We start from the raw sequence: 26,326 nt of genomic DNA on the forward strand, positions 1-26,326 counted from the left end.
GGCCCAAAGCGCATCACGCCCGGAACTGGCCCAGACTTGCCCGAAGCTGGGCCGCCAGATCGTCCAGCACCTTGCTGCTTGCCGTGGTCTGCATCACCACTTCGGCTGAACGTTCGGCCTGGGTATGAATGTTCTGCACCCGCCCCCGCACGGCCTGCGCCCCGCTCGCCTGCTGCTCAGCTGCGCGAGTGGCCAAGCCTATGGCCGCATGCACCTGCTCCACCGCAGCCTGTACCGACTGCTGGCGACGCTCGTTGTCACGCAGCACCAGCAGCCCTTCGCTGGCCTTTGTACCCGCCTGACTGATCGTGGCCACCGCCTCCTTCGCCCCTGCCTGCAGTGCGGCAATATGCGCCTGGATGTCACCGGTGGAGCGTTGCGTCTTGCTCGCCAACGCCCTGACTTCATCCGCCACTACGGCAAAGCCTCGCCCCGTCTCGCCGGCACGGGCGGCTTCGATGGCGGCGTTGAGGGCCAGCAGGTTGGTTTGCTCGGCAATGCCGTGGATGACCGTCAGCACCACCTCGATCTGCTCGCTTTGCTTGGCCAGGCGCTCGATGACCTGCGAGCCTGCATCCACCTGCCCGGCCAGGTTTTCGATGAGCCCGGCCAGTTGCGTCGAGGTGCGACTGTTTTCGTCAGTGGCCTGGCGAATGTCCACCACCTGCTGCAAGGCGGCCTGCATGGCATGGCTCTCGGCCTGGGCTTCTTCAGCCATGCTCGACAGGTCGCTCAGGCTGGCCGCCACCTCATCACGCTGCAACGCGGCGGCGGCATCGGCGCCTGCGTTGCGCTGGGTCATGGCGCCGATCTCCACACCGGTGCGCTCGGCCACGTCACCGGCTTCGCGCACGATAGGTTGCAGCTTGTCGACGAAGCGATTGACCGCTGAGGCCATGTCGCCAATCTCGTCGCGGCTGTCCAGGGGTACCCGCTTGGTCAGGTCGCCTTCGCCCGCTGCCAGGTCATCGAGCGCCGCGATCAACAGACGCAACTTGCTCACCACACGCCGGCCCAGCACTATGGCCACCACCAACAGCACGCCCAGCCCCACCAGCACCAGGCCCAGGCCGATGCGCCAACGCAATTCTGCCGCCGCATCGCGCACGGTTTGAGCTGTATTGTTCTGCATGGCCGCGGCGCTGCCTTGCGCAGCCTCCAGGCGTTCACGCAGTGTCTTGCCACTGTCGGCAGCCGCCCCCACCAGGCTGTCGCCAACCAACTGTTCGCTGCTGGTGATCAAGGCCGCGAAACGTTGGTCCAGAGCGGCCAGCTGCTGATCGATGCCGGCGGTTGAAACACCCATCAGCACCTTGCCGATTTCTGCCCCATTCGGGTTAATCGACGCTTCGACCATGTACACAGCAGGGTCGCGGCGTGCGGCCTCGATTACTTTGTCCAGCGCCCGCTCCCCTTGCCCCTTCTCGAGCAATGCCTGGTTGATTGGGTTCTGTCGGTTCAGGTAGCGGGTCAGGTGCTGGCCTTCTGCATCGTCATAAATCACGAACAGAACGTTGGGATTGCGCTGCGCCCGTCGGGCGAAATCCGATAACACCGGCACATCCTTGTCCCAGATGGCGCGCGGCGCCACCGAGGCCAGCAACTCTGCCATGTCGTTGGCGGACTCTTTCAAGGTGCCTTCGAGGGTCTCGCGCAGTTGCTGCTGCTCGGCCTGCAGGCGTGTCGAGAGCCCTGCACTCAAGCGTTGGCGAGTGCTGGCAGACAAGCCATCGAGGCCTGCGCGCACCTCCTGGCCGGCTTGTTCCAGATCAGTCGTGAGTTGTTGGCTGTCATGCCCAAGGCGTTGGGCCAGTTCGCGCTCAAGGGCCGAAACCGTGCTTCGTGTCAGGGCAACGGCCACCAGCACCTGCACCAAAAGGGCGATACCCAAGGCCACAAAAACAGGCCGCAATAGGCGGCTTCGTAACAGCGAAAGGATGGCAGACACGGTAAAACCCTCGTGTTTTCTGGCGCCATTACTTTGATGGCATCGACAGACAATTCTTACAGCAAGGGTTATGCCGGTAGCAGCGGGGATACACGCCAAGCTCAAGCAATACGAGCTTCGTACCCACAATGAAAAACGCCGCGACCCCTGTTCAGGGCCACGGCGTCAGATCAGCCTGGAGGGCAGATCAGGCGAACGGATGACGCAGCACGATGGTTTCGTTGCGGTCCGGGCCGGTGGAGATGATGTCGATCGGTGCGCCGATCAGTTCCTCGATGCGGGTGATGTAGGCACGCGCATTGGCAGGCAGCGCTTCCAGGGTCTTGGCACCCAGGGTCGACTCGCTCCAGCCCGGCAGTGTTTCGTACACCGGTTGCAGGCCGATGTAGCTGTCGGCATCGGTCGGGGCTTCGATCACTTCACCATTGGCATCCTTGTAACCTACGCAGATGTTGATGGTCTCCAGGCCGTCGAGCACGTCGAGCTTGGTCAGGCAGATACCCGAGATGCTGTTGACGTCGATGGCGCGGCGCAGGATGACGGCATCGAACCAGCCGCAACGACGGGCACGCCCGGTCGTGGAACCGAACTCATGGCCACGCTTGGCCAAGGTGGCGCCCGTGTCATCGAACAGTTCGGTTGGGAACGGACCCGAGCCTACGCGGGTGGTGTAGGCCTTGGTGATGCCCAGGATGTAGTCCAGGTACATCGGGCCCACGCCGGAACCGGTCGAGATACCGCCAGCGGTGGTGTTGGAGCTGGTGACGTACGGGTAGGTACCGTGGTCGATGTCCAGCAGCGAGCCCTGTGCGCCTTCGAACATGATGTCCTTGCCGGCACGACGCAGGTTGTGCAGCTCGGCAGTGACGTCGAGCATCATCGGCTTGAGCTGTTCGGCGTAGGCCATGCACTCGTCCAGCGTCTGCTGGAAGTCGATGGCAGGCTCTTTGTAGTAATTCACCAGCTGGAAGTTGTGGTAGTCCAGCAGCTCGCCCAGCTTGGCGGCAAAACGCTCGCGGTGGAACAGATCGCCCACGCGCAGGCCACGGCGGGCAACCTTGTCTTCGTACGCTGGGCCAATACCACGGCCGGTGGTGCCGATCTTGGCTTCGCCACGGGCTTTTTCACGGGCCTGGTCCAGCGCGACGTGGTACGACAGGATCAGCGGCGCAGCCGGGGAAATGCGCAGGCGCTCACGCACCGGTACGCCCTTCTCTTCCAACTTGGTGATCTCGCGCATCAGTGCATCGGGTGCAACGACCACACCGTTGCCGATCAGGCATTGCACGCCTTCACGCAGGATGCCGGATGGAATCAGGTGCAGAACGGTCTTTTCACCGTTGATCACCAGGGTGTGGCCCGCATTGTGGCCACCCTGGTAGCGCACGACGGCGGCAGCATGTTCGGTCAGCAGATCGACGATCTTGCCTTTGCCCTCATCACCCCACTGGGTGCCCAGGACGACGACATTCTTACCCATTACATTGGTCCTCATTCACGCAAACTTGGTTGCCGGCCTGTTGCCGACGCAGAAACTCACTGGGCCAGCGGCAGAACCTGCCAGCGCCCGTCTTGCTGAATCAATTGACGATCACAATCCGCTTCAAGGGCAGCACTCAGCGGCTGACCAGGCAGGGCCTGGACCACACGCTGGCCCTCGTTGCGCAACTGGCAGACATGCTGCCATAGGGCCGCATCGCCACTGTCCGGCATCCAGATGCCGCCCGTGGGCAGTACGACCTCCGCTCGCCCCAGTGTGACCAGGGTCTTCAAATCCGTGGAGAAACCGGTAGCCGGGCGCGCCCGGCCAAAGTCGGCGCCGATGTCGTCATAACGGCCGCCTTGGGCAATCGACTGCCCTTCACCTGGTACGAACACCGCAAACACCACGCCCGTGTGGTAGTTGTAACCGCGCAGCTCACCCAGGTCGAAGTACAACGGCAACTGCGGGTAACGGGCGGCCAGCCGATCGGCGATGGCCAGCAAATCGTCCAGGGCCGCCAGCACGCTGGCAGGTGCACGACCCAGGCGTACGCGGGCCTCGGCCAGGACTTCCCTGCCGCCGCATAGCTCGACCAGGGCTCGCAACATGTTGCCCACATCGTTTGGCACGTCGGCCGTCAGCGCCTGCACTTCGTCGACCGCCTTACGTTGCAGGGCGTCGAACAACTGCTGCTCGACCGCGCCCGACAGACCGGCGGCCCGAGCCAACCCACGGTAGATACCCACATGGCCCAGGTCCATGTGGACATCAGGCACATCGGCCAACTGCAACGTGGCGAGCATCAGGCTGATGACTTCCACATCGCTGGTGGGGCTGGCATCGCCATACAGTTCGGCACCCAGCTGGATAGGGCTGCGCGAGGTGGACAAGGCACGCGGCTGGGCATGCAGCACACTGCCGGCGTAGCACAACCGGCTTGGGCCTTCACGGCGCAGGGTATGGGCGTCGATGCGCGCAACCTGCGGCGTGAAGTCGGCACGAAAGCCCATCAGGCGGCCGGACTGCGGGTCTACTACCTTGAAGGTACGCTGATCCAGGTCCTGGCCGGCGCCGGTGAGCAGCGACTCCAGGTACTCGATATGCGGGGTGACGACCAGTTCGTAACCCCAACTCTGGAACAGGTCCAACACCTGGCGACGCGCGATCTCGATACGCGCAGCCTCAGGTGGCAGTACTTCCTCGATGCCATCTGGCAGCAGCCAGCGGTCTACCGTTGCCATTACGCCTTTTCCCCTCTGGTCCGGGCGGCCGCCAGCAGGCCGGCCGTCAGTAAAGCAGGTATCGCGCACAGCAACGGGCAGCACTGATCCCAGCGCAGCCACCGTACCCGATACCCTCGAATTGCCTTGCGAACGTGTCAAAAGCGGACCGACACCGGGCCGATCAACCTTGCAGACGCAAAAAAGCCGGGAAATTTCCCGGCTGACTCATCATACACCCCTTTTGATTCGGGATGCACCCTGCCTGGCGTTTTAGCTGCCAGGCGGGGCGCCTGCCCGAATTCGACTCAGGGCCTGCTCTTGTCCATGAAGCGGAAGAACTCGTTCTTCGGATCCAGGACCAGCACGTCGCTCTTGCTGGAGAAGCTCTCGCGGTAGGCTTGCAGGCTACGGTAGAACGCATAGAAATCAGCGTCCTGCGTGTAGGCCTTGGCGTAGATGGAAGCCGCCTGGGCATCACCGTCACCGCGGGTCTCTTCAGCTTCGCGATAGGCCTCGGCCAGCAGCACACGGCGCTGACGATCGGCGTCTGCACGAATACCTTCAGCCAGCTCGTTACCCTTGGCCCGGTGCTCGCGCGCCTCGCGCTCACGCTCGGTGCTCATGCGGTCGAACACGCTGCGGTTGACTTCCTTGGGCAGGTCGATGGCCTTGACGCGGACGTCGACGACCTCGATACCCAGCTCCTTGTTGGCCATGCGGTTCAGCGAAGCGGTGATGTCGGCCATCAACGCGTCACGCTCACCCGACACCACCTCGTGCAAGGTGCGCTTGCCGAACTGGTCACGCAGGCCGCTTTCCAGACGACGGGACAGACGCTCGTCAGCAATCTGCTTCATGCCGGAGGTGGCCGTGTAGAAGCGCTCGGCATCCTTGACGCGCCATTTGGCATAGGCGTCGACCATCACCGCTTTCTTCTCCAGGGTCAGGAACCGCTGGGTAGGCGCGTCGAGGGTCATCAGGCGGGCGTCGAACTTGCGTACCTGGTTCACGTACGGCACTTTCACGTGCAGCCCTGGCTGGACATCGGCCTGGACGACCTTACCGAAGCGCAGCAGAACTGCACGTTCGGTCTGGGACACGATGTAGAAGCTGTTCCAGGCCACGATGGCCAGAACCACGGCGGCGATCAGGGCGATCAGCGATCGGTTGCTCATCAGCGGCTCTCCCTAGTGCGCAGCGGCTGCTGTTGCTGTTGCGTGTCCTGCGCCGAGCGCGCGGCCGCAGCGTCGTTGGCCGACGATACGCCGCTTGCAGGCGCGGACGGGTTGCGGCTGCCTTCGACCATCTTGTCCAGCGGCAGGTAGAGCAGGTTGTTCTGCCCGTCCTTGGTCGCCACCATGACCTTGCTCGAATTGCTATACACCGCCTGCATGGTTTCCAGGTACAGGCGCTGACGGGTCACGTCAGGTGCCTTGCGGTACTCGGTGACCAGCTTGGTGAAGCGGTCGGCCTCACCTTTGGCTCGGGCAATGACTTCATCGCGGTAGCCGTTGGCGTCTTCGATGATGCGCTGAGCCTGACCACGGGCTTCAGGCACCACGCCATTGGCGTAGGACTCGGCCTGGTTGCGGGCACGCTGCTCGTCTTCGCGGGCCCGGATCACGTCATCGAAGGCTTCCTGCACTTCACGCGGGGCTGCCGCGCTCTGCACGTTGACCTGGGTAACGGTGATACCGGTGCGGTAGTTGTCGAGGAAACGCTGCAGACGTTCGCGGATGTCCACGGCCATCTGTTCACGACCTTCGGTCAACACCTGGTCCATGGACGTAGAGCCCACCACGTGACGCAGGGCGCTGTCGGTCGCATGCTGCAGGCTGACCTCGGGCTGGTCGACGTTGAGCACGAAGTCCTGCAGGTTGCTGATCTTGTACTGGACGGTCAGCGGCACCTCGACGATGTTCTCGTCTTCGGTCAGCATCTGGCCCTGCTTGGTGTAGGCCCGCTCGCGCGTGACGTTTTCCATGTACTTGCGATCGATCGGCGGGAAGTAGATGTTCAGGCCGGGACCGACCGTCTCATAATACTTGCCGAAGCGCAGCACGACGGCTTGCTCCTGCTCGTCGACGACATACACGGCGCTGTACAGCCAGATGGCCGCCAGCACTGCCAGGCCGATGGCCAGCAGCCCCAGGCCGCCGCCCTTGCCGACATTGCGGTCACCGCCACCCCGTTTCTTGCCACCACCGAACATGCCGTTGAGGCTGTCCTGCAGTTTGCGGAAGGCCTCGTCCAGATCCGGCGGACCTTTTTTGTCGCCGCCACCACCGCCACCGCGGCGGCCGCCCCAGGGATCCTGATTGTTCGAGTTGCCACCCGGCTCGTTCCAAGCCATAGCGCTCTCCATCTGATAAAGCAAAGACGCGCCCACGGCGCGCCGTCCAATGCTACAGAATGCCTGTCACTGCTGCCCGACGACCTCGTGGGGCATTTATTGCAAAGTGTGTTGCTCGACAAACACTTGCGGCTCCATGCCTTCACGGCTGACCAGGCGATTGAGTTCGACCCTGGGCAGACGCACGCTCAGCAGGCTGCGCCCTTCTTCATCATGCGCTTCACTCTGCACCGCGCCCAAGTCAAAGAATTGCGCGCGCAGGCGAGCAAAACGTTGTTCCAGGCACAAGGTGCCGACAAACAGATCATCACCCAGCAACTCGGCAATCGCCTGGCCAACCAGCTCCAGGCCACGCCCGTCACGTGCCGAAACCCAGACCCGCTCCGGCTTGCCGTCGGCGTTGCGCTGGATCTGCGGCTCGACCTCTTCGAGCAGGTCGAGTTTGTTATACACCTCGAGGATCGGCAAGCCTTCAGCGCCAATCTCGCCCAATACTGCCAGCACCTGCTCGATCTGCTCCATGCGCTCGGGCTCATGGGCATCGATCACGTGCAGCAGCAGGTCGGAGTTGCTCGACTCCTCGAGCGTAGCTCGAAACGCCTCGACCAGCTTGTGCGGCAGGTGCCGGATGAAGCCCACGGTATCGGCCAGCACGATAGGCCCCAGGTCGTTGAGCTCAAGCCGACGCAGCGTCGGGTCGAGGGTAGCGAACAACTGGTCGGCCGCGTACACCTGCGACTGGGTCAGGGCGTTGAACAACGTGGACTTGCCGGCGTTGGTGTAGCCCACCAGCGAGACCGACGGGATGTCCGCACGCTTACGCCCGCGACGCGCCTGTTCACGCTGGCTGCGCACTTTCTCGAGGCGGGACTTGATCTGCCGGATGCGCACGCGCAGCAGGCGACGGTCGGTTTCGAGCTGAGTTTCACCCGGCCCCCGCAGGCCAATACCCCCTTTTTGTCGCTCAAGGTGGGTCCAGCCGCGTACCAGCCGCGTACTCATGTGCTCAAGCTGGGCCAGTTCGACCTGCAGCTTGCCTTCGTGGGTACGTGCGCGCTGAGCGAAGATATCCAGAATCAGCCCGGTCCTGTCGAGCACACGGCACTCGAACACGCGTTCGAGGTTGCGCTCCTGGCTGGGCGTGAGGGTGTGATTGAAAATCACCAGGTCTACCTGCTCGGCATGGACACGGTCGTGCAACTCCTCGACCTTGCCACTGCCAATCAGGTACTTGGCCGAGGGCTGATGCCTCGTGACCGTTACCAGCGAGACGATGTCGGCACCGGCCGACAACGCGAGTTCCTGAAACTCCTGCGGGTCTTCGCGCGCCTCAGGGTTCTGACCTTCCAAGTGAACGAGCAGCGCGCGTTCACCACCACCGTGGCGCTCAAAGAACAATGCAGGCTCCTATCAGGCGTTGCCTGGCTCGCTGTCGCCGTGATCGGAATCGGACGGGCTTGGCAGACGAACCGGGCGGGCAGGTACAACAGTGGAAATGGCGTGCTTGTAGACCATCTGGCTGACGGTGTTCTTCAGCAGTACCACGAACTGGTCGAACGACTCGATCGAGCCTTGCAGCTTGATGCCGTTGACCAGGTAGATCGAAACCGGAACCTTTTCTTTTCTCAAGGTATTCAGGTAAGGGTCTTGTAGCGAATGCCCTTTTGACATATGCCGCACTCCTGTAAGGATAAATAATTGGAAAATCTGAAAAAACGATAAGTAAGGCCGGCTTTCACAAGGATAGACGGCAATCAGCAGGGACTCAGCTCAATATGGAGACGGCCCCAAGGTATTTCAAGGTGCGGGACAGATTGTCGCAGGCCAGGCTGTCGAGCCAATGCACGCCTGGCCAGCCACGCAGCCAGGTGAATTGCCGCTTGGCCAGCTGCCTGGTCGCGATGATACCGCGTTCACGCATCTCATTCTCAGTCAGCTGGCCGTCCAGGTAATCCCAGACCTGCCGATAGCCCACTGCCCGTATAGACGGCAGCCCGGCGTGCAAGTCACTTCTGGCTCGCAGCAATCGGACCTCGTCGACAAAGCCCTGTTCCAACATCTGTGAAAATCGTAACGCAATTCGCTGATGCAGAATGTGACGATCTGTAGGCGCAATCGCAAGACTGGCGACAGTATAGGGCAAATGACCGCAGGCGCTTGCGTCTACACCGCTACTTTCAGCCAATTGACGCTGGCGATGGGCCGTCATGCTTTGCCCGCTGACCCGGTACACCTCCAGCGCCCGGATCAACCGCTGCGGATCGTTGGGATGAATGCGCGCGGCCGACTCCGGATCGACCTCAGCCAACTGCCGATGCAGCGCTGCCAGGCCCTCGGCCTCGGCCAGAGCCTCGAGCTCGGCCCTGACCTGGGCATCGGCCGCCGGCATGTCGGCCAGCCCCTCGGTCAACGCCTTGTAATAGAGCATGGTCCCGCCCACCAGCAAGGGGATGTTGCCACGTGCGGTGATCTCGGCCATCACGCGCAAGGCGTCGGCACGAAACTGCGCTGCCGAGTAGGCTTCGGCCGGGTCGCGGATGTCGATCAGGTGGTGCGGGTGGGCAGCCAGGACGACCTTCGAGGGCTTTGCCGAACCAATGTCCATGCCCCGATAGACCAGGGCAGAATCAACGCTCACCAGTTCGCAGGGCAAGACCTTGCTCAGCTCGATGGCCAGGTCGGTCTTGCCCGACGCGGTCGGGCCCATCAGGAATATTGCAGGGGGCTTGCCACTCATGTCATCGACCGCGCAGGAATAGTTTGTCCAGATCATCCAGGCCCATCTGGGTCCATGTGGGACGGCCATGGTTGCACTGGCCGCTGCGCTCGGTATTTTCCATGTCGCGCAGCAAGGCGTTCATTTCAGGAATCGCCAGGCGCCGATTGGCACGCACGGCACCGTGGCAGGCCATGGTGCCGAGCAGTTCGTTCAGGTGTGCCTGAATACGGTCGCTGGTGCCGTACTCCATGAGGTCCGCCAGCACATCCTGCACCAGGCGGTTGGCTTCGGCCTGCTTGAGCAATGCTGGAATCTGGCGAATCGCCAGCGTTTCCGGGCCCAGGCGCTGCAGTTCGAAGCCCAGGCGCTGGAACCAGGCCGCGTGTTCTTCGGCGCAATCGGCCTCGCGCTGGCTCAGGGCGAGCGTTTCGGGCACCAGCAGCGGCTGACCGCTAAGACCCTCGCTGGCCATGGCCACCTTCAGCCGCTCGTACATGATCCGTTCATGGGCGGCATGCATGTCGACGAGCACCAGGCCCGCGGCGTTCTCGGCCAAAATGTAGATGCCCTTGAGCTGGGCCAATGCGAAGCCAAGCGGGGGGATGTCGCCCTGGCTTTCCGGCAGCGCGGCAGCGCCTTCGCTCAAGGGCTTGTAGAACTCGCGATAGACCGCCTGGGCCTCGGCAGCCGGCAATGGCTGCGACGGCCTGGGCGTGTATGAGTACTGGTAACCCGCGCCACTGCCACTGCCGGCAATGGGAGACGGCGCAGCACGTGGTTGCTCGAGCACGGCCGCAGCCAGGCGCATTTCGCCCTGAGGCCCGAACTCGCCTGCTTGCTGCCCCGTCGGCCGGGTCGCCTCAGGCAGGGCAGCCGGGGCAGCCAACTGGTCTTCGGGACGCACATCGGCCAGGGCACGGTGCAAGGTGCCGTACAGGAAATCGTGGACGCTTCGGCCTTCACGGAAGCGCACTTCGTGCTTGGTTGGGTGAACGTTAACGTCCACGCCGTTGGGCTCAAGCTCAAGGAACAGTACGAAGGTCGGGTGACGACCGTTGAACAGCACGTCCCGGTAAGCCTGGCGTACGGCATGGGCCACCAGCTTGTCACGCACCGCGCGCCCGTTCACGAAGAAGTACTGCAAGTCTGCCTGGCTGCGCGAGTACGTCGGCAACCCGACCCACCCCCACAGGCGCAGACCGTTGCGCTCCACGTCGATGGGCAGGGCCTGCTCCATGAAACCGGGACCACAGATGGCGCCCACCCGCCGGGCCCGGTCGGCTTCCTCGCGGGCCTCGTGCAAGCTCAGAATGCTCTTGCCGTTGTGCCGCAGATGGAAGGCCACGTCGAACCGGGCCAGTGCCAGGCGCCTGATCACTTCCTGCAGGTGGTCGAATTCGGTTTTCTCGGCCTTGAGAAACTTGCGCCGCGCCGGCGTGTTGAAAAACAGGTCCCGCACTTCCACGGACGTGCCGACAGGGTGCGCAGCAGGCTGCACCCGCGCGGTCATCTCGCGCCCTTCGGTTTCCACCTGCCAGGCTTCGCTGGCGTTGGCCGTGCGCGAGGTCAGGGTCAGCCGTGCGACCGAGCTGATCGACGCCAGGGCTTCACCGCGAAACCCCAGGCTCAGGACGCCTTCGAGGTCTTCCAGCTCCCGGATCTTGCTGGTGGCATGGCGCTCCAGCGCCAGCGGCAGGTCGTCGGCAGAGATGCCGCTGCCATCGTCGCGCACCTTCAGCAGCTTGATACCACCTTGCTCGACGTCCACGTCGATCCGGCGAGCACCGGAGTCGAGACTGTTTTCCAACAGCTCCTTGGCAACCGATGCGGGCCGTTCCACCACCTCGCCAGCCGCAATCTGGTTGGCCAGCCGCGGGCTGAGCAGCTGGATGCGTGAGCCGCCGCTCATTGCGAGGCCAACGTGGTGGCAGGAATGTCCAGGCGCTGGCCGACCTTCAGTTCATCGGTCTTGAGGCTGTTGGTACTGCGCAGGCTGGTGACGCTGACTTGATAGCGAACCGCGAGCATGGCCAGGGTCTCACCAGGCCGCACCGTATGTTCACGCGGGCCCTGGGCGATCTTGCCGCTGTCGCGTAGCCACGCCACGTAGGTGCCTGGCGGTGGGTTCTGCTGGAAGTACTGGCGAACCCCGGTGTGAATGGAGCGGGCCAATGCCTGCTGGTGGCTGCGCGTAGCCAGCTTGGCGGCTTCTGCATTGTTCGAGATGAAACCGGTCTCGACCAGGATCGACGGAATGTCCGGGGACTTGAGCACCATGAAGCCGGCCTGCTCCACGCGCTGCTTGTGCAGCGAGGTGATACGCCCCATGTTGCCCAGCACCTTCTGACCGACGTTGAGGCTGGAACTGAGCGTGGCCGTCATCGACAGGTCGAGCAGCACCCCGGCCAGCATGCGGTCCTTGTCGTCGAGGCTGACATTGCCGGCACCGCCGATCAGGTCGGAGCGGTTTTCCGTATCGGCCAGCCAGCGTGCGGTCTCGGAGGTCGCACCGCGGTCGGACAAGGCGAACACCGAGGCGCCGAAGGCAGCGCGCGACGGGGCAGCATCGGCGTGGATGGAGATGAAGAGGTCGGCGCCTTTCTTGCGAGCGATCTCGGTGCGCTTGCGCAATGGGATGAAGTAGTCGCCCGTGCGCGTCAGCTCGGCGCGAAAGCCCTTCTCGCTGTTGATCTGGCGCTGCAGTTCGCGGGCGATCTGCAGGACGATGTCTTTTTCATGCTGCCCGCTGGAGCCCGAAGCGCCAGGATCCTCGCCACCGTGGCCAGCATCGATGGCCACCACGATGTCGCGCTTGCCACTGGGCACCGGTGGCAGCTTGATGGCTGGCTGGGTCGGCGTGACGGGCACCGCTGGCGTGGTGGCCGGTGCCTGCACCGGTGGCGGCGCAGGCGTTGGGGCACTGGCGGCAATGGCGTCCGCCTCCTGGTCGTACAGGTCGACCACCAGACGATTGCCGTATTGCGCGTTGGGCGCCAAGGTAAAGCTCTTGGGCGTGACCGACTTCTTCAGGTCCACGACCACCCGCAGGTCGGTCGGTGTGCGCTGGGCCGAGCGCACGCTGCTGATCGGCGTATTGGACGTTGCCACCTTCAAGGGTGCGCCCAGGGTTGCGCCGTTGATGTCGATGACCAGCCGATCGGGTGCGCTCAATGTGAAGACACTGTGCTGCACAGGCCCGGACAGGTCGAAGACCAACCGGGTGTTGTCCGGCGCACGCCACAGGCGCACGCTCTTGACTTGAGTGACGGCCAGAGCCTCAACGGTCACCGTTGTCAGCAAAAGCCCAACGATGGCGACCAGTGCGCGTATGCGCATACCTACCCCGCTTGCTGTTTATAGTATTCGGCCAGTGCCACGCACCAGGCGTCGCCGCGAGCCCCCTGCGGCGAAAGTACAAGCGAGCGTCCGCTCGCCTGGGGGCTTATGGTAATGGTCAGGTCAGGCTTTGGCAAAACGCCCGCACCCTTTTGTGGCCACTCGAACAGGCACAGTGGATCATCCTCGAAATAGTCACGAATGCCCATGAACTCAAGCTCCTCCGGATCGACCAGCCGATAGAGGTCGAAGTGAAAAGCTCGGACATCACCAATCTCGTAGGGTTCTACCACGGTAAATGTAGGGCTTTTCACCGCACCCGTATGGCCCAACCCACGAATAAGGCCGCGAGACAGGGTTGTCTTGCCAGCGCCAAGGTCGCCTTCCAGGAAGATGATCCCGCGCCCACCGGTCACCCGGGCGAGTTGGCCGCCGAAGGCGACCATGGCCGCTTCGTCGGCCAGAAACAGGTTTAAGCCAGACACGCTGAATGCTCCTCCAACAACTCACGAATCACAGGTATCAGGTCACTGGCGGCCAACCCACGGCCGCCGCTACCCAGGCGCTCGCCAGCACAGGCATGCAGCCAGACGCCCAGGCCTGCGGCGTCCCAGGCGCCAAGCCCCTGGGCCAGCAGCGCGCCGCACACGCCACTGAGCACATCCCCAAGGCCTGCGCCCGCCATGGCCGGATGGCCACGGTCGCAGCGCGCCAGCCGCCCTTCGGGGTCGGCGACCAGGGTACCTGCGCCCTTGAGCACACACACGCTGTTGTGGCGGCGTGCCAGCTTGCGCGCTGCACCCGGGCGATCCGCCTGCACCGCTTCGGTGGAAATACCCAGCAGCCGCGCAGCTTCGCCTGGATGCGGGGTCAGGATACTGCCACTGGGCAGCGCAAGGGGCGTGGCTGCCAGCAGGTTCAGGGCATCGGCATCCCAGACCTGCGCGCCATCGGCGTTGGCCACGGCGGACAGCAGGCTGCGACCCCATGCCGCCTGCCCCAGGCCAGGCCCCACGACCGCCACCGAAGCGCGGCCCAGCACGGTCATCAACTGGTTGGCCGACTGCACGCCCAGGCACATGGTTTCGGGCATGCGGGTCAGCCCGGCGCCCACGTGCTCCGGCCGCGTGGCCACGCTCACCAACCCAGCGCCGCAGCGCAAGGCGGCCTCGGCACTGAGCAGGACGGAGCCGCCGGTGCCAAGGTCGCCGCCGACCACCAGCACATGGCCGAAGTCACCTTTATGGGCCTGAGCAGGGCGTGGCGGCAGGTGGGCAACGGTCAGGCTGCTCAGCACTGTGGGTGTGTGTAGGGGGTTACTGGTCTGTTGCATGGGGTCAAAAGCTCCAATGTCTGGCAGAATTATACGCACCTCTGCCCGTATTGCTTGCCCATCCATGTCCGCCTCCACACCTGACCTCGACGCATTGGCCCACAACATCAAGCTGTGGGGCCAGGAACTGGGCTTTGCCCACGTCGGCATCGCCGGTATCGACCTGGGCGAACACGAGCACCACCTGCAGCGCTGGCTGGACGCCGGTTATCAGGGGGAGATGGAATACCTGGGGGCGCACGGCAGCAAGCGCGCCCACCCCGAGCAACTGATCCCAGGCACCGTGCGCGTCGTCTCGCTGCGCATGGACTATCTGCCCGGCGACACGCAGATGGCGCAGCGCCTGGCCCAGCCGGAGAAGGCCTACGTGTCCCGCTATGCCTTGGGCAGGGACTACCACAAGCTGGTGCGCAAGCGTGTGCAGTCGCTGGCCGACCGCATCCAGCAGGCCATTGGCCCCTTTGGCTACCGAGCCTTCGTCGACAGCGCGCCAGTTCTGGAAAAGGCCCTGGCCGAACAAGCCGGGCTTGGCTGGATCGGCAAGAACACTCTGTTGCTCAACCGCAAGGCCGGCAGCTATTTCTTTCTGGCCGAACTGTTCGTCGACCTGCCTCTGCCAGTGGACCAGGCCACCACCAGCGAACACTGCGGCCGCTGCACGGCTTGCCTGGACATCTGCCCCACCCAGGCCTTCGTCGGCCCGTACGTGCTGGATGCACGCCGCTGCATCTCCTACCTGACCATCGAACTCAAAGGGCCGATTCCCGTGGAGTTGCGCTCGATGATGGGCAACCGGGTATTCGGCTGCGACGACTGTCAGATCGTCTGCCCCTGGAACCGCTTCGCCAAGCCCAGCCGCGAGCAGGACTTCCAGCCCCGCCACGGCCTGGAGAACGCGGAGCTGGCGCAGATGTTTCTGTGGGATGAGCCTACTTTCCTGCGCAAGACCGAAGGCGGGCCTCTGCGACGTGCCGGTTACGAGCGCTGGCTGCGCAACCTGGCCGTCGGCCTGGGCAACGCCCCTTCCACGATCCCGGTCATCGAAGCCCTCAAGGCGAGGCGCGACGATGCCTCGCCGCTGGTGAGGGAGCACGTGGAGTGGGCGCTTGCCCGGCACGGGGTGGCATGAACCTGCTGGGAGGCTACGCCGCCTCTGCAGCCTTGCGGTGAAGCACAAAGCCTGAGCCTGCTAGCCGGGTGCGGGCGCCCACCTTCACTGTTGGTCATTGTAATGAAACTTGGGCATCTCCCAGTGAAAGCGAATAGCCAGCAACCGCACCAGAAACCCACCGAACAACGTCAGCAGCATGGCTTGCTCCGCGGGCACCTTGAAGTAGTCGCAGCCCAGGTAGAACCAGGCCGCGGCGAACGACACGCTTGCGTATAACTCCCGGCGGAACACAAGCGGAATGTCATTGCAGAAGATATCCCGCAGAATTCCGCCGAAGACCCCCGTGATCACACCGCTGATGGACGCCACCAGCATCCCCTGCCCCATCTCCAGCGCGGTCATGCAGCCAATGAGGGTAAAGGCCACCAGCCCCAAGGCGTCGAGCACCAGAAACAGGGAGCGCAGGCGGCGCATCATCGGCGCGATGAAAATGGTCAACAGCGCCGCGCAGCTGGTCAGCACCAAGTATTCCGGGTGCTTGACCCACGTCAGCGGGTAGTGCCCCAATAGCATGTCACGCACCGAACCACCGCCCAATGCGGTCACGCACGCGATCAGCACCACGCCGAACCAGTCCATGCCGCGACGGCCGGCAGACAGCGCACCGGTCATCGCTTCGGCGGTGATGGCGATCAGATAAAGCATCAGCAACATGAGCAAGACCCACACCGATCACACACGCGAGCGGCCGTCAGCGCATGGAACCGGGCATCAGTGCCCGGCCCGTCATTGGCCGGCCGCATGCAGCGTGTGAGCTACGTTTTTTTAGAATTTGATGAAGTGTTCGCGGTAGTGGCGCAGCTCGGCGATGGATTCGCGGATGTCGTCCAGCGCCAGGTGCGTGTTGCCCTTGCTGAAGCTGTCTCGCACCTCGGGGGCCCAGCGCGCTGCCAGCTCCTTGAGGGTGGAGACGTCGAGGTTGCGGTAATGGAAGTAATTTTCCAGCTGACGCATGTGCCGGTACAGGAACCGACGGTCCTGGCAGATGCTGTTCCCGCAGATAGGCGACTTGCCCTTGGGTACCCACTGCTCGAGGAAGGCGATGGTCTGGGCCTCGGCCTGGGCCATGCTCACCTGGCTCTCACGCACCCGCTGGGTCAGGCCGGAGGCGCCGTGGGTGCGGGTGTTCCAGTCGTCCATGCGCGCCAGCACTTCATCACTGTGGTGGATGGCGATGACCGGTCCCTCGGCCAGCGTATTGAGGTCGCTGTCGGTGACGATGGTGGCCATCTCGATGATGACATCGCTGTCCGGATCCAGCCCGGTCATCTCCAGGTCGATCCAGATCAGGTTCTGTGGGTTTTGCATGCAGGCACTCCTCCGATGGAGGCTTATATTAGCGCAGTGCACCCCCATGAACCAAAGTGAAGCGGACAGCGTTCAGGCCCGACATGCTAGACTGCCAGTCGTTTTCTACGCCCCGCTCGGGGCCTTCTACGGAGCGTTCATGGCCAAACGCCAGCTCAACCGTCGCCAGAACTGGCGTATCGAAAAAATCCAGAACGAGCGCGCTGCACGTGCAGCAAAGCGCGAGCAGCATGCCTTGCAGGAACTGGAAGGCGGCGACCTTGGGCCCGAACAGCTGGGGCTGGTGATCGCACACTTCGGCGTGCAAGTCGAAGTCGAAGCCCAAGATGGCGACACCGCAGGCCAGGTATTTCGCTGCCACCTGCGCGCCAACCTCCCGGCATTGGTCACCGGCGACCGCGTGGTCTGGCGTGCCGGCAACCAGGGGATCGGCGTCATCGTTGCGCAGATGCCCCGCGCAACCGAACTGTGCCGCCCCAACAACCATGGCCAGCTCAAGCCAGTGGCCGCCAACGTCGACCTCATCGTCATCGTTTTCGCACCGGCGCCGGAACCGCACCCCAACCTCATCGACCGCTACCTGGTGGCCGCCGAACATGCCGGCCTGCGGCCCCTGTTGCTGCTGAACAAGGCCGACCTGGTCAATGACGAGAACGGGCCAGGCCTGCAGGCGCTCCTGGACGTCTACCGTGAACTGGGCTACCCGCTGCTGGAAGTGTCGGCGCACCAAGGGGATGGCATGCAGCGCCTGCAGCAGGCGCTGGATGGACACATCAGCGTCTTCGTCGGTCAGTCGGGGGTGGGCAAGTCGTCACTGGTCAACAGCCTGCTGCCACAGGCCGGCACCCGGGTCGGTGACCTGTCGGAATGGTCGGGCCAGGGCACCCATACCACCACCACCGCCCGCCTCTATCACTTCCCCAACGGGGGCGACCTGATCGACTCGCCGGGCATCCGTGAGTTCGGCCTGGGGCACGTCAGCCGCACCGATGTAGAAGAAGGCTTCATCGAGTTCCGCGACCTGTTCGGCACCTGTCGTTTCCGCGACTGCAAGCATGATCGCGAGCCCGGGTGCGCTCTGCTCAAGGCTCTGGAAGACGGGCGAATCAAGCCTCAGCGAATGAACAGCTACCGCTCGATCATCGCCAGCCTGCCGGAAGAAACCTACTGATCAACCCCTGCGAGCACGATGCAGGCATGGCGCCTCGTCCGATCCGGCAGTGACCGGCAGCCCCGCGGGGCTGCCAAGCCCTCACTGCTCCTTGGTCTCATCCATCTTCAACGTGCCGTTCTCGAAGATGTTGAGCTTCTGGCGCAACTCACGTGGCTGCATGGGCGTCTGGTCATCGACCGCCGAAGGTGCCGGTGCGGATGGTGACGGTGCCTGCGCCCCGGCAGGCGCTTCAGCCGGCGGGGGCGCGGCGCCCTGCTCGCCTTCGATATCACGCTGGGCCTTCTTGGTCAGCACGATGATGTCGATCCGGCGGTTTACCGGGTTGAGCGGGTTCTTGCGATCGAACAGCGACGAAGACGCATACCCCACCACCCGTGCCACCTGACCCTCTGGATAGCCCCCTGCTACCAGTGCCCGCCGTGCAGCATTGGCGCGGTTGGCTGACAGTTCCCAGTTGCCGAACTCGCCAGCACCTGCGTACGGCTTGGCATCGGTATGGCCACTGACGCTGATCTTGTTGGGCACGGTCTTGATGGTATCGGCCATGGCCAGCAGGATGTCCTCGAAATACGGCTGCAAGCGTGCGCTGCCGATGTCGAACATGGGCCGGTTCTCGGCGTCCATGATCTGGATGCGCAGGCCGTCCTGAGTGATCTCGAACAGGATCTGGTCCTTGAACTTCTGCAGCTGCGGGTTCTCTTCCACCTTGTTCTGCAACTCCTGCAGCAGCAGCTCGAGGCGCTCGCGCTCGACCTGCTCGGCCATGGTTTCCACCTGGTCCTTGTTCAGTTCGATGCTGGTGTCGGGGGTCGGCTCCGATTTCACCTCGGGGTTGATGGTCTTTTCCGGCGCCAGCTCGGGCGAGCCGCCCAGGTCGATGACGTAAGGTGTACCGCTTTCGGAGAAGCCGATCGGGTCCTTGAAGTACCCGGCGATGGCGATCTTCTGCTCAGGTGTTGCCGTCGACAGCAACCACAGCACCAGAAAGAACGCCATCATGGCCGTGGCGAAGTCGGCAAAGGCGATCTTCCAGGCGCCACCGTGGTGGCCGCCGCCAAAGCGCTTTACGCGCTTGACGATGATGGGCTGATTGTTCTCCATGACTCAGCGACCGCGTACCGCTTGCTCGAGCTCGGAGAAGCTGGGGCGATGCTTGGGGTACAGCACCTTGCGCCCGAACTCCACGGCCAGCGACGGCGGCATGCCCGAGGCCGAAGCGACCAGCGAGGCCTTGATCGACTCGTACAGGTTGAGTTCTTCCTTGGCATCGTGCTCAAGGCACTTGGCCAGCGGGCCGAAGAAGCCATAGGCGGCGAGAATACCGAAGAAGGTACCCACCAGGGCGGCGCCCACGTGCATACCGATGGCTGCCTGGTCACCATCGCCCAGCGACGCCATGGTGACGACGATGCCCAATACGGCTGCAACGATACCAAAGCCTGGCATGCCATCTGCGACCCCAGTGACCGCGTGGGATGGATGCTCCAGCTCCTCCTTCATGCTCAGCAGCTCCATGTCGAACAGGCCTTCGAGTTCGTGGGGGGCCATGTTGCCGGTGGACATGATGCGCAGGTAGTCGCAGACGAACGCAGTCATGCGCTCATCGGCCAGTACGGTCGGGTACTTGGCAAAGATCGGGCTGGCCGAGGCGTCTTCGATGTCGGCCTCGATGGCCATCATGCCTTCGCGGCGGCTCTTGTTGAGAATCTCATAGACCAGCCCCAGCACTTCCAGGTAATAGCCATGGGTGAAGCGCGAGCCGAACATCTTCATCGACTTCTTCAGAACGTGCATCGTCATGTAGCCAGGGTTGGCTTGCAGGAACGCACCAAAGGCCGCGCCGCCGATGATCAGCACTTCGAACGGCTGGATCAGCGCCGCAATCTTGCCGTGGGAGAGGACGTAGCCGCCGAGCACGCTCGCGAATACGACGATGATGCCGATAATTTTAGCCATAGATTCAAAGCACTTGCTGTCGTGGTCAGGGAAAGAGGCGGGAGCGTCAAAACTCTTCTTCTCCTTATCGGCAGAACTGCGCCAGACTATAGCCACTAAAAGCGAAAAGCCAGTTTGGACTGATGTCAAAATGCCAATCGAAACCGAGGTATCCGGCCAGGCCCCGCGTACGCTAGAGGCTTGGGTGAAGTTGCTGGAGAGTGTGCGCATTCCTGTGCCCAAGCACAGCTACGACCGGGTCATGGCGGCCATCAACGATAACCGGCGTTCATTGCGCGACATCGCCGAGCTGATGCAGGACAGCCCGGCCCTGGTGCTTTCGGTGATGCGCGAAGCCAACCACCCGACCAACGCCAGCCAGGCCGAGCCGGCCGAAAGCCTGGAGATCGCCCTCAATCGCCTGGGGCTTGAGCGTAGCGCTCTCCTGCTCAGGCGCCTGCCAGCCCTGCCGATCGAAGACATCCCGCCGGTGCTGCGCCAGTTCCAGTTGATCAGCCAGCATGCCTCGCAGCAGGCCAGCGGCCTGTTCGCCAGCCGTCTGGCGCGGCTGTGGCAGGAAATTCACTGGGGTAGCCTGCTGTTCCTGTCCCCGTTATGGCCGCTGGCATTGGCCCACCCGAAGCTGCTCGACACCTGGGAGCTGCGGGTCATCCATAAAGGTGAAGACGCCGCCATTGTCGAGCAGGAGCTGTTCGGTGTTCGCATCATGGCGCTGTGCCAGGCCGTGGCCCAGCAGTGGCGCCTGCCGCAATGGGTGACCCAGGGCTATCGCCTGCTGCTCGAGGAGCGCGACCAGCTTGCCCAGGTGTTGAACATCGCTCGGGACGAAGACCTGCTCAATCAACAACACCGGCTCGATGCCGAGCCCGGCCTGCGGCGCTGGTTCAACCAACCGGCCAACACCGTGCTGCTGGCCAACAACCTGGCACTGGCAGCGCAGGTGGGCTGGGACAATCCCCACCTGCTGCGCTGGCAACTGCTGACCGCACTCTACCTGCAGACCTCGCTCGAAGATGTTCAACAGCAGGTTCACCAACAAGCTGCGGCCAGTGCCAGGCGTCATGCGCGCCTAGCACTGTTCCACCCTGCCGAGGCCTTGATCTGGCCCTGGCATCAACGCCGCCCCCACCCGGACATGCTGGCGCCCCCGCCCCCCACCGCCGAAGAACTGGCGCGCTGGCGGTCGCTCTGCCAGGACTTGCTGGCCCAGCCCAGTCCTTTCACCAATACCGTGCACCTGGCGGCCCAGGCCCGTGAAGCGGTACTGGCGTGCGGCATGCAACGCCTGCTGCTGCTGGGCCTGGACCGTGCCAATGACTGTCTGCGCGTGCAGCAGGCAGCCGGGCTAGCGAAAGAGGCGAGCAGCCTGATATTGCCGGTGGCGGCGAATAAGCTGCTGCAAAAGCTGATGTCCAAGGCCGGGCAACTGCGCATTACACCCGAAAACCACACCCAGTTCGCCTCGTTGTTGCCGCCGCCCTTGCGTGCCCTGTTCCGAGGCGAGCATGTGCTGCTGCGCTCGCTGGCGGTCAATGACCAGGTGCTGATGCTCTTGGTGGCCGACCAAGGGTGCCGGCCCCTGGCCGACATCAGCGTGCAGGCTTTTGGCAAAACCTCGCAATGCATCGAACGGGCGCTATCGGTGTTTGCCAACCGCAAGGGCTGAGCCTTGCGCTACAATCGCCTCTTTGCACACTGGAGACCGTGGATGACCGACTTTTCCGGCCTGCCGCTGGTGATCGAAGCCGCCGACCTGTTGCCACGCCTGGGCTCGCCCGACTTGATCCTGGTCGACCTCAGCAGCGCCAATCGTTACGTCAGCGGGCATATCCCGGGCGCGCATTTCGTCGAGGGCAAGCGGACTCAGCTCGGTCAGCCGCCTGCACCGGGGCTGCTACCGCCGTTGAGCGACCTGGAAAAGCTGTTCGGCGAACTGGGCCACCGCAGCGATGCCGTCTATGTGGTGTATGACGATGATGGCGGTGGCTGGGCTGGCCGCTTCATCTGGCTGCTCGATGTGATCGGTCACACCCGGTACCACTACCTCAACGGTGGCATCCAGACCTGGCCTGCCGACCGGCTCAGTACCGATGTGCCTGCCAAGGGTACCCAGCCGGTGAGTTTGCACCTGCATCCGGAACCCACCGCCACCCGCGAATACCTGCAAAGCCGCCTGGGCGCCGATGACCTGGCAATCTGGGATGCTCGCGCCCCACAGGAATTCACCGGCGAAAAAATGCTCGCGGCCAAAGGCGGGCACATACCCGGTGCGGTCAATTTCGAATGGACCGCCGGCATGGACCTCAATGACCATCTGCGCATCCGCCCGGACATCGCCGAAGTGCTGCAGTCCCTTGGTATCACGCCTGACAAGGAAGTGATCACCCACTGCCAGACGCATCGCCGCTCCGGCTTCACTTATCTGGTGGCAAAGGCCCTCGGCTACCCGCGAGTCAAAGCGTACGCTGGCTCCTGGAGCGAATGGGGCAACCACCCGGACACGCCTGTCGAAGTTTAAGGAACCTGAATGAAATCCCGTCTGTTCATCATCAGCCAGTACCTGCTGCCGCATCACCTGCTGTCGCGCCTGGCCGGCTGCGTTGCCGAGTGCCGCGCCCGCTGGTTCAAGAACGCCTTCACCGCCTGGTTTGCCAAGCGCTACCAGGTCGACATGCGTGAGGCGCTGGTCGAAGACTTGACCGCCTACGAGCACTTCAACGCGTTCTTCACCCGTGCCCTGAAACCCGGCGCACGCCCCCTGGACCAGACCCCCGGCGCCATCCTGTGCCCGGCCGACGGTGCAGTGAGCCAGGTGGGACCGATCGAGCACGGCCGCATCTTCCAGGCCAAGGGCCACAGCTACAGCGCACAGGAACTGCTGGGCGGCGACCCGGCCATGGCGGCCCCCTTCATGGGCGGCGAGTTTGCCACTGTCTACCTGTCACCCAAGGACTACCACCGCGTGCACATGCCGCTGGCAGGCACGTTGCGCGAGATGGTCTACGTGCCGGGGCGGCTGTTCTCGGTCAACCAGACCACCGCAGAAAACGTGCCCGAACTGTTCGCTCGCAATGAGCGGGTGGTCTGCCTGTTCGACACCGAGCGCGGCCCGATGGCGGTCGTGTTGGTCGGTGCCATGATCGTGGCTTCCATCGAGACCGTCTGGGCAGGGCTGATCACGCCGCCCAAGCGCGAGCTCAAGACCTTCCGCTACGACGACGCCAGCCGTGCGCCGATTCACCTGGAAAAAGGCGCCGAGCTGGGTCGGTTCAAGTTGGGCTCGACGGCGATCGTGCTGTTCGGCCCCGACCAGGTCAAATGGGCCGAACACGTGGGCGCCGCCTCGGCCGTGCGCATGGGCCAGCTGTTGGCCACGCCGTTGCAGGCGTAATGGCCTGAGACGTGGCCCCAGGGTTCGGGCGCTAGCGCCAGAGCCCTGGGGCCGCTTTGCGCAAGCGCAGGCTGTATCAGCCGCGTGTGTCGCGATCGCGCAGGCCCAGCAGGTACAGCACGCCATCAAGGCCCAGCGTGGAAATTGCCTGCTTGGCCGACTGCCGCACCAGCGGCTTGGCGCGGAAGGCTACGCCCAGCCCCGCCAGCGCCAGCATCGGCAAGTCGTTCGCGCCATCGCCCACGGCGATGGTCTGTTCCAGTTGCAGGCCTTCTTCGCTGGCCAATTGCTGAAGCAGCTCGGCCTTGCGCTGGGCATCGACGATAGGCTCCACCGCCACGCCAGTCACCTTGCCATCGACCACTTCCAGCTCATTGGCAAAGACGTAGTCGATGCCCAGGCGCGCCTGTACCTGGCGGGCGAAGTAGGTGAAGCCACCCGACAGAATGGCGGTCTTGTAACCCAGGCGCTTGAGCTCGGCAAAGAGGTTTTCCGCACCTTCGGTCAAACGCAGCGATGCGCCGATTTCATCCAGCACGCTGACATCCAGGCCCTTGAGCAGCGCCATGCGCTCCTTGAAGCTGGCCCGGAAGTCCAACTCGCCACGCATGGCCCGCTCGGTGATCGCCGCGACCTGCTCGCCCACGCCAGCGGCCTTGGCCAGCTCGTCGATTACTTCAGCCTCGATCAGGGTCGAATCCATGTCGAACACGGCCAGGCGGCGGTTGCGGCGGAACAGGTCGTCCCGCTGGAAGGCGATGTCGATGTTCAGGGCCTCGGACAAGGCAAAGAACTCGGCGCGCAACGCCTGGCCATCGTCAGGCTCGCCGCGAACCGAAATCTCCACCGCAGCCTTGCCCTTGCTGGTGTCCGCGTCCAGGGCCACCCGGGCCGACAGGCGCTCGATGCGCTCGATGGTCAGCCCGTGCTGGCTGATGATGGCGCTGACACGCTGCAACTGGTCTGGCGAGATCTTGCGGCTGAGCAGGGTGACCACGTGCCGTGCTTCACCATGGCCATCGGCCCAGTGCTGGTAGTCCGCTTCGGAAATCGGTGTGTAGCGCGCCTGCAGGTTCAGCTCGTGCGCCTTGGCCTGGACGCTCTGCAGTAGCTTGGTCGCCACTTCGTTATCCGGAATATCCACCAGGATGCCGAACGACAATGTGCCGTGCATCACCGCCAGGCCGATATCGAGAATGCTCACACCGCCCTGCAGCAGGACGCCAGTGATGGCAGCAGTAAGACCGGGGCGGTCCTCACCGGTGATGTTGATCAGGACGATTTCGCGCACAACCAGGCTCCGACTTCGATGAAAAATGCGCATTCTACCGATTTTCCGTGACCATCGGGCGCTAACGCTACTTTGCCGACAAAACCCGGGTCGCTATACTCCCCCCCACTTCATGCCATTAAGAGCCGAGCTCAGTGAACCGGCCCACCTCAGTCAAAACAGACAATTTCTTCCTGATGATCTATCGCGCCCTGAGTCAACGTCGCGTGCCATTGGCATTGCGCATCGCCTGCACCAACATCTTCCTGGTGGCCCTGGCGCTGGTGATCTATGCCTGCGTCATGGGGTTGCAGTTCAAACAGGCCATGCACGATCAGGCCGATGCTGTGGGCCAGAGCCTGACGACCCAGACGGCGACGTCGGCGACCGAGTTGCTGGTGGCCAACGATATCCTCAGCCTCAACGTGCTGCTGGGCAACCTGGTGAAGAACCCGCTGGTGGCACACGCCGCCATCTACAGCGTCGACAACCGCATCCTCGCCGAGGCAGGCCAGCGGCCGCGCAACAGCCTGCTGGGTGAGGCCGAGGGCGTCTATCAGACCAAAATCACCTTCCAGGACGTGGCTGCCGGGCAACTGCGCATGAGCCTGGACATGAGCCAGTTCCAGCAGCCCATGTTGATCAGCATGCAGAGCATGGCCATCCTGGCGGCCATTCTGCTGGTGCTTGCCCTGACCCTGAGCCTGCGCCAAGGCCGATTCATCACCTTGCCGCTGCTGCAACTGCGGGTCTGGTTGCGCGATCCGCAGTATTACACGCCCGCCACCGACCGCCAGGACGAGATCGGCGACATCGCCCGGCAACTGCATGCCCGCTTGGCCCCACCGCCTCCGCCAGAGCCGGAACCGGAGCCTGAGGACGACGAGCATTTCGATGACGCGCCCGCCCCCGTTTCCAAGCCTGCTCAGCGCACTACCGTCACGAGCGCGGACGATGACGACGAGGCGTTCGCCGGCCTGCTGGACGACGACGCACCGGCACACGCGGTCGAAGTGGAGTCCGATGAGCCTCAGTTCAGCGCGGTGCTTGCCGTGCAACTGGGTTCCCAGGAGCAGCTGCGGCGCTTGCCGCGCACCCGCCTGACCGAGCTGACCGAGCGCTATCAGGAGTGCCTGGAGCATGCGGCCTCGCTGTACGAGGGCGAAACCCACACCCTCAACGACGGCAGTACGTTGGTCCTGTTCCACAGCCGCCAGTGCGGCGAGGACTACCTCACCAATGCCATCTGTTGCGGCGAGTTGCTACGCGCCTTGGGCCATGCCTTGCAGATCGACGTCGCTGACAGCGGCATCACCTTGCAACTGCAACTGGGCCTTGCCATGAGCAATGACCTCGATGGCCTGGAACTGGTCGACCTGCTGATGGCTGAAAAGGTGCAGGACGCGCTGGCACTGTCTCAACACAGCCGCAACCTGCTGCTGGTCGAGCGTAAGGTCAACGACGACGGTTTGATCCGCCAGCGAGCTCGCATTCGCCCAATCGCAAGCCCGGAAGGGGCATGCTGCGTGGAGCGCCTGATGGAGCCGTACCCCTCGATGCTGGAACGCCAACTGGCCCGCATGCACGAACGCCGCGCCTGAGCCATTACAGGGTCGCTGCGCGGCCCTGTACAGCGCCCACGAAAAAGCCCGCCTTGATGC

At 63.6% G+C, this 26,326-nt stretch carries 23 protein-coding genes; 6 read left to right on the forward strand and 17 right to left on the reverse strand.

From position 1 onward, the window contains the following. Nucleotides 1–13: 13 nt before the first annotated feature. The 12 genes from PFU01S_RS08990 to PFU01S_RS09045 form a co-directional block, all read right to left on the reverse strand. Nucleotides 14–1,948: a methyl-accepting chemotaxis protein gene (locus PFU01S_RS08990; RefSeq protein ID WP_027913948.1), complete on the reverse strand. Its 1,935-nt coding sequence runs from the start codon at nucleotides 1,946–1,948 to the stop codon at nucleotides 14–16. Between the two features lie 187 nt (nucleotides 1,949–2,135). Beyond that, on the reverse strand, nucleotides 2,136–3,428 hold the full coding sequence (locus PFU01S_RS08995) for an adenylosuccinate synthase (protein ID WP_023533002.1): 1,293 nt from the start codon (nucleotides 3,426–3,428) through the stop codon (nucleotides 2,136–2,138). Between the two features lie 56 nt (nucleotides 3,429–3,484). Next, nucleotides 3,485–4,672: an ATP phosphoribosyltransferase regulatory subunit gene (locus tag PFU01S_RS09000; RefSeq protein WP_027913949.1), complete on the reverse strand. Its 1,188-nt coding sequence runs from the start codon at nucleotides 4,670–4,672 to the stop codon at nucleotides 3,485–3,487. Nucleotides 4,673–4,959: 287 nt separating this feature from the next. Continuing rightward, entirely contained in the window at nucleotides 4,960–5,829 is an 870-nt protein-coding gene (gene hflC, locus PFU01S_RS09005) for a protease modulator HflC (protein ID WP_027913950.1), read from the reverse strand. Beyond that, complete coding sequence (gene hflK / locus PFU01S_RS09010; RefSeq protein ID WP_027913951.1) at nucleotides 5,829–7,007, reverse strand: FtsH protease activity modulator HflK; 1,179 nt, start codon at nucleotides 7,005–7,007, stop codon at nucleotides 5,829–5,831. Before hflK ends, hflC begins: the two co-directional genes overlap by 1 nt. A gap of 96 nt (nucleotides 7,008–7,103) precedes the next feature. Then, complete coding sequence (gene hflX, locus PFU01S_RS09015; RefSeq protein ID WP_027913952.1) at nucleotides 7,104–8,405, reverse strand: ribosome rescue GTPase HflX; 1,302 nt, start codon at nucleotides 8,403–8,405, stop codon at nucleotides 7,104–7,106. Nucleotides 8,406–8,417: 12 nt separating this feature from the next. After that, complete coding sequence (gene hfq / locus PFU01S_RS09020) at nucleotides 8,418–8,678, reverse strand: RNA chaperone Hfq (RefSeq protein ID WP_015272006.1); 261 nt, start codon at nucleotides 8,676–8,678, stop codon at nucleotides 8,418–8,420. Between the two features lie 94 nt (nucleotides 8,679–8,772). Continuing rightward, nucleotides 8,773–9,744 carry a tRNA (adenosine(37)-N6)-dimethylallyltransferase MiaA gene (gene miaA / locus PFU01S_RS09025; RefSeq protein ID WP_028687881.1) on the reverse strand — a complete coding sequence of 324 codons (972 nt, stop codon included), beginning with the start codon at nucleotides 9,742–9,744 and terminating at the stop codon, nucleotides 8,773–8,775. A gap of 1 nt (nucleotide 9,745) precedes the next feature. Next, nucleotides 9,746–11,635: a DNA mismatch repair endonuclease MutL gene (gene mutL, locus PFU01S_RS09030; RefSeq protein WP_027913954.1), complete on the reverse strand. Its 1,890-nt coding sequence runs from the start codon at nucleotides 11,633–11,635 to the stop codon at nucleotides 9,746–9,748. Then, on the reverse strand, nucleotides 11,632–13,062 hold the full coding sequence (locus tag PFU01S_RS09035) for an N-acetylmuramoyl-L-alanine amidase (protein ID WP_027913955.1): 1,431 nt from the start codon (nucleotides 13,060–13,062) through the stop codon (nucleotides 11,632–11,634). Before PFU01S_RS09035 ends, mutL begins: the two co-directional genes overlap by 4 nt. A gap of 2 nt (nucleotides 13,063–13,064) precedes the next feature. Beyond that, a complete protein-coding gene (gene tsaE / locus PFU01S_RS09040) occupies nucleotides 13,065–13,547 on the reverse strand; it encodes a tRNA (adenosine(37)-N6)-threonylcarbamoyltransferase complex ATPase subunit type 1 TsaE (protein WP_027913956.1) in 483 nt (160 codons plus the stop codon). Next, the gene (locus PFU01S_RS09045; RefSeq protein WP_028687880.1) at nucleotides 13,535–14,395 is read right to left on the reverse strand and encodes an NAD(P)H-hydrate dehydratase; all 861 of its coding nucleotides are present in this window, start codon (nucleotides 14,393–14,395) and stop codon (nucleotides 13,535–13,537) included. The genes tsaE and PFU01S_RS09045 overlap by 13 nt, the downstream gene beginning before the upstream one ends. Before the next feature lie 64 nt (nucleotides 14,396–14,459). Here PFU01S_RS09045 and queG point away from each other — a divergent pair, with 64 nt between their 5' ends. Beyond that, entirely contained in the window at nucleotides 14,460–15,524 is a 1,065-nt protein-coding gene (gene queG / locus PFU01S_RS09050) for a tRNA epoxyqueuosine(34) reductase QueG (protein WP_028687879.1), read from the forward strand. An 84-nt stretch (nucleotides 15,525–15,608) separates the two neighbouring features. On the opposite strand, the gene PFU01S_RS09055 is transcribed toward queG, so the two are convergent. Together PFU01S_RS09055 and orn are read right to left on the reverse strand one after the other, a co-directional pair. After that, nucleotides 15,609–16,220: a trimeric intracellular cation channel family protein gene (locus tag PFU01S_RS09055; protein WP_027913959.1), complete on the reverse strand. Its 612-nt coding sequence runs from the start codon at nucleotides 16,218–16,220 to the stop codon at nucleotides 15,609–15,611. Nucleotides 16,221–16,331: 111 nt separating this feature from the next. Beyond that, complete coding sequence (orn, locus tag PFU01S_RS09060) at nucleotides 16,332–16,874, reverse strand: oligoribonuclease (RefSeq protein WP_027913960.1); 543 nt, start codon at nucleotides 16,872–16,874, stop codon at nucleotides 16,332–16,334. Nucleotides 16,875–17,013: 139 nt separating this feature from the next. On the opposite strand from orn, the gene rsgA reads away from it, so the two are divergent. Continuing rightward, complete coding sequence (gene rsgA / locus PFU01S_RS09065; RefSeq protein ID WP_023532943.1) at nucleotides 17,014–18,045, forward strand: small ribosomal subunit biogenesis GTPase RsgA; 1,032 nt, start codon at nucleotides 17,014–17,016, stop codon at nucleotides 18,043–18,045. An 81-nt stretch (nucleotides 18,046–18,126) separates the two neighbouring features. Here rsgA and motB read toward each other — a convergent pair whose 3' ends face one another. Together motB and motA are read right to left on the reverse strand one after the other, a co-directional pair. Continuing rightward, nucleotides 18,127–19,149 (reverse strand): flagellar motor protein MotB, encoded by a 1,023-nt coding sequence (gene motB, locus PFU01S_RS09070; RefSeq protein WP_028687878.1) that lies wholly within the window; start codon nucleotides 19,147–19,149, stop codon nucleotides 18,127–18,129. A 3-nt stretch (nucleotides 19,150–19,152) separates the two neighbouring features. Further along, nucleotides 19,153–20,004 carry a flagellar motor stator protein MotA gene (motA, locus tag PFU01S_RS09075; RefSeq protein ID WP_023532967.1) on the reverse strand — a complete coding sequence of 284 codons (852 nt, stop codon included), beginning with the start codon at nucleotides 20,002–20,004 and terminating at the stop codon, nucleotides 19,153–19,155. 130 nt (nucleotides 20,005–20,134) lie between these two features. Between motA and PFU01S_RS09080 the strand changes: the two genes are divergently transcribed. The 3 genes from PFU01S_RS09080 to asd are packed head-to-tail and all read left to right on the forward strand — an operon-like array spanning nucleotide 20,135 to nucleotide 23,395. Beyond that, on the forward strand, nucleotides 20,135–21,670 hold the full coding sequence (locus tag PFU01S_RS09080) for an HDOD domain-containing protein (protein WP_027913962.1): 1,536 nt from the start codon (nucleotides 20,135–20,137) through the stop codon (nucleotides 21,668–21,670). A 42-nt stretch (nucleotides 21,671–21,712) separates the two neighbouring features. Beyond that, nucleotides 21,713–22,522 carry a rhodanese-like domain-containing protein gene (locus PFU01S_RS09085; protein WP_027913963.1) on the forward strand — a complete coding sequence of 270 codons (810 nt, stop codon included), beginning with the start codon at nucleotides 21,713–21,715 and terminating at the stop codon, nucleotides 22,520–22,522. Between the two features lie 9 nt (nucleotides 22,523–22,531). Beyond that, entirely contained in the window at nucleotides 22,532–23,395 is an 864-nt protein-coding gene (gene asd / locus PFU01S_RS09090; RefSeq protein ID WP_027913964.1) for an archaetidylserine decarboxylase, read from the forward strand. A 76-nt stretch (nucleotides 23,396–23,471) separates the two neighbouring features. On the opposite strand, the gene serB is transcribed toward asd, so the two are convergent. Beyond that, nucleotides 23,472–24,686 carry a phosphoserine phosphatase SerB gene (serB, locus tag PFU01S_RS09095; RefSeq protein ID WP_028687877.1) on the reverse strand — a complete coding sequence of 405 codons (1,215 nt, stop codon included), beginning with the start codon at nucleotides 24,684–24,686 and terminating at the stop codon, nucleotides 23,472–23,474. Between the two features lie 134 nt (nucleotides 24,687–24,820). Here serB and PFU01S_RS09100 point away from each other — a divergent pair, with 134 nt between their 5' ends. Further along, the gene (locus PFU01S_RS09100; RefSeq protein ID WP_027913966.1) at nucleotides 24,821–26,266 is read left to right on the forward strand and encodes a histidine kinase; all 1,446 of its coding nucleotides are present in this window, start codon (nucleotides 24,821–24,823) and stop codon (nucleotides 26,264–26,266) included. Nucleotides 26,267–26,326 lie beyond the last annotated feature (60 nt).

Origin of the sequence: Pseudomonas fulva NBRC 16637 = DSM 17717, from assembly GCF_000730565.1 — a bacterium.
Lineage (GTDB): Bacteria > Pseudomonadota > Gammaproteobacteria > Pseudomonadales > Pseudomonadaceae > Aquipseudomonas > Aquipseudomonas fulva.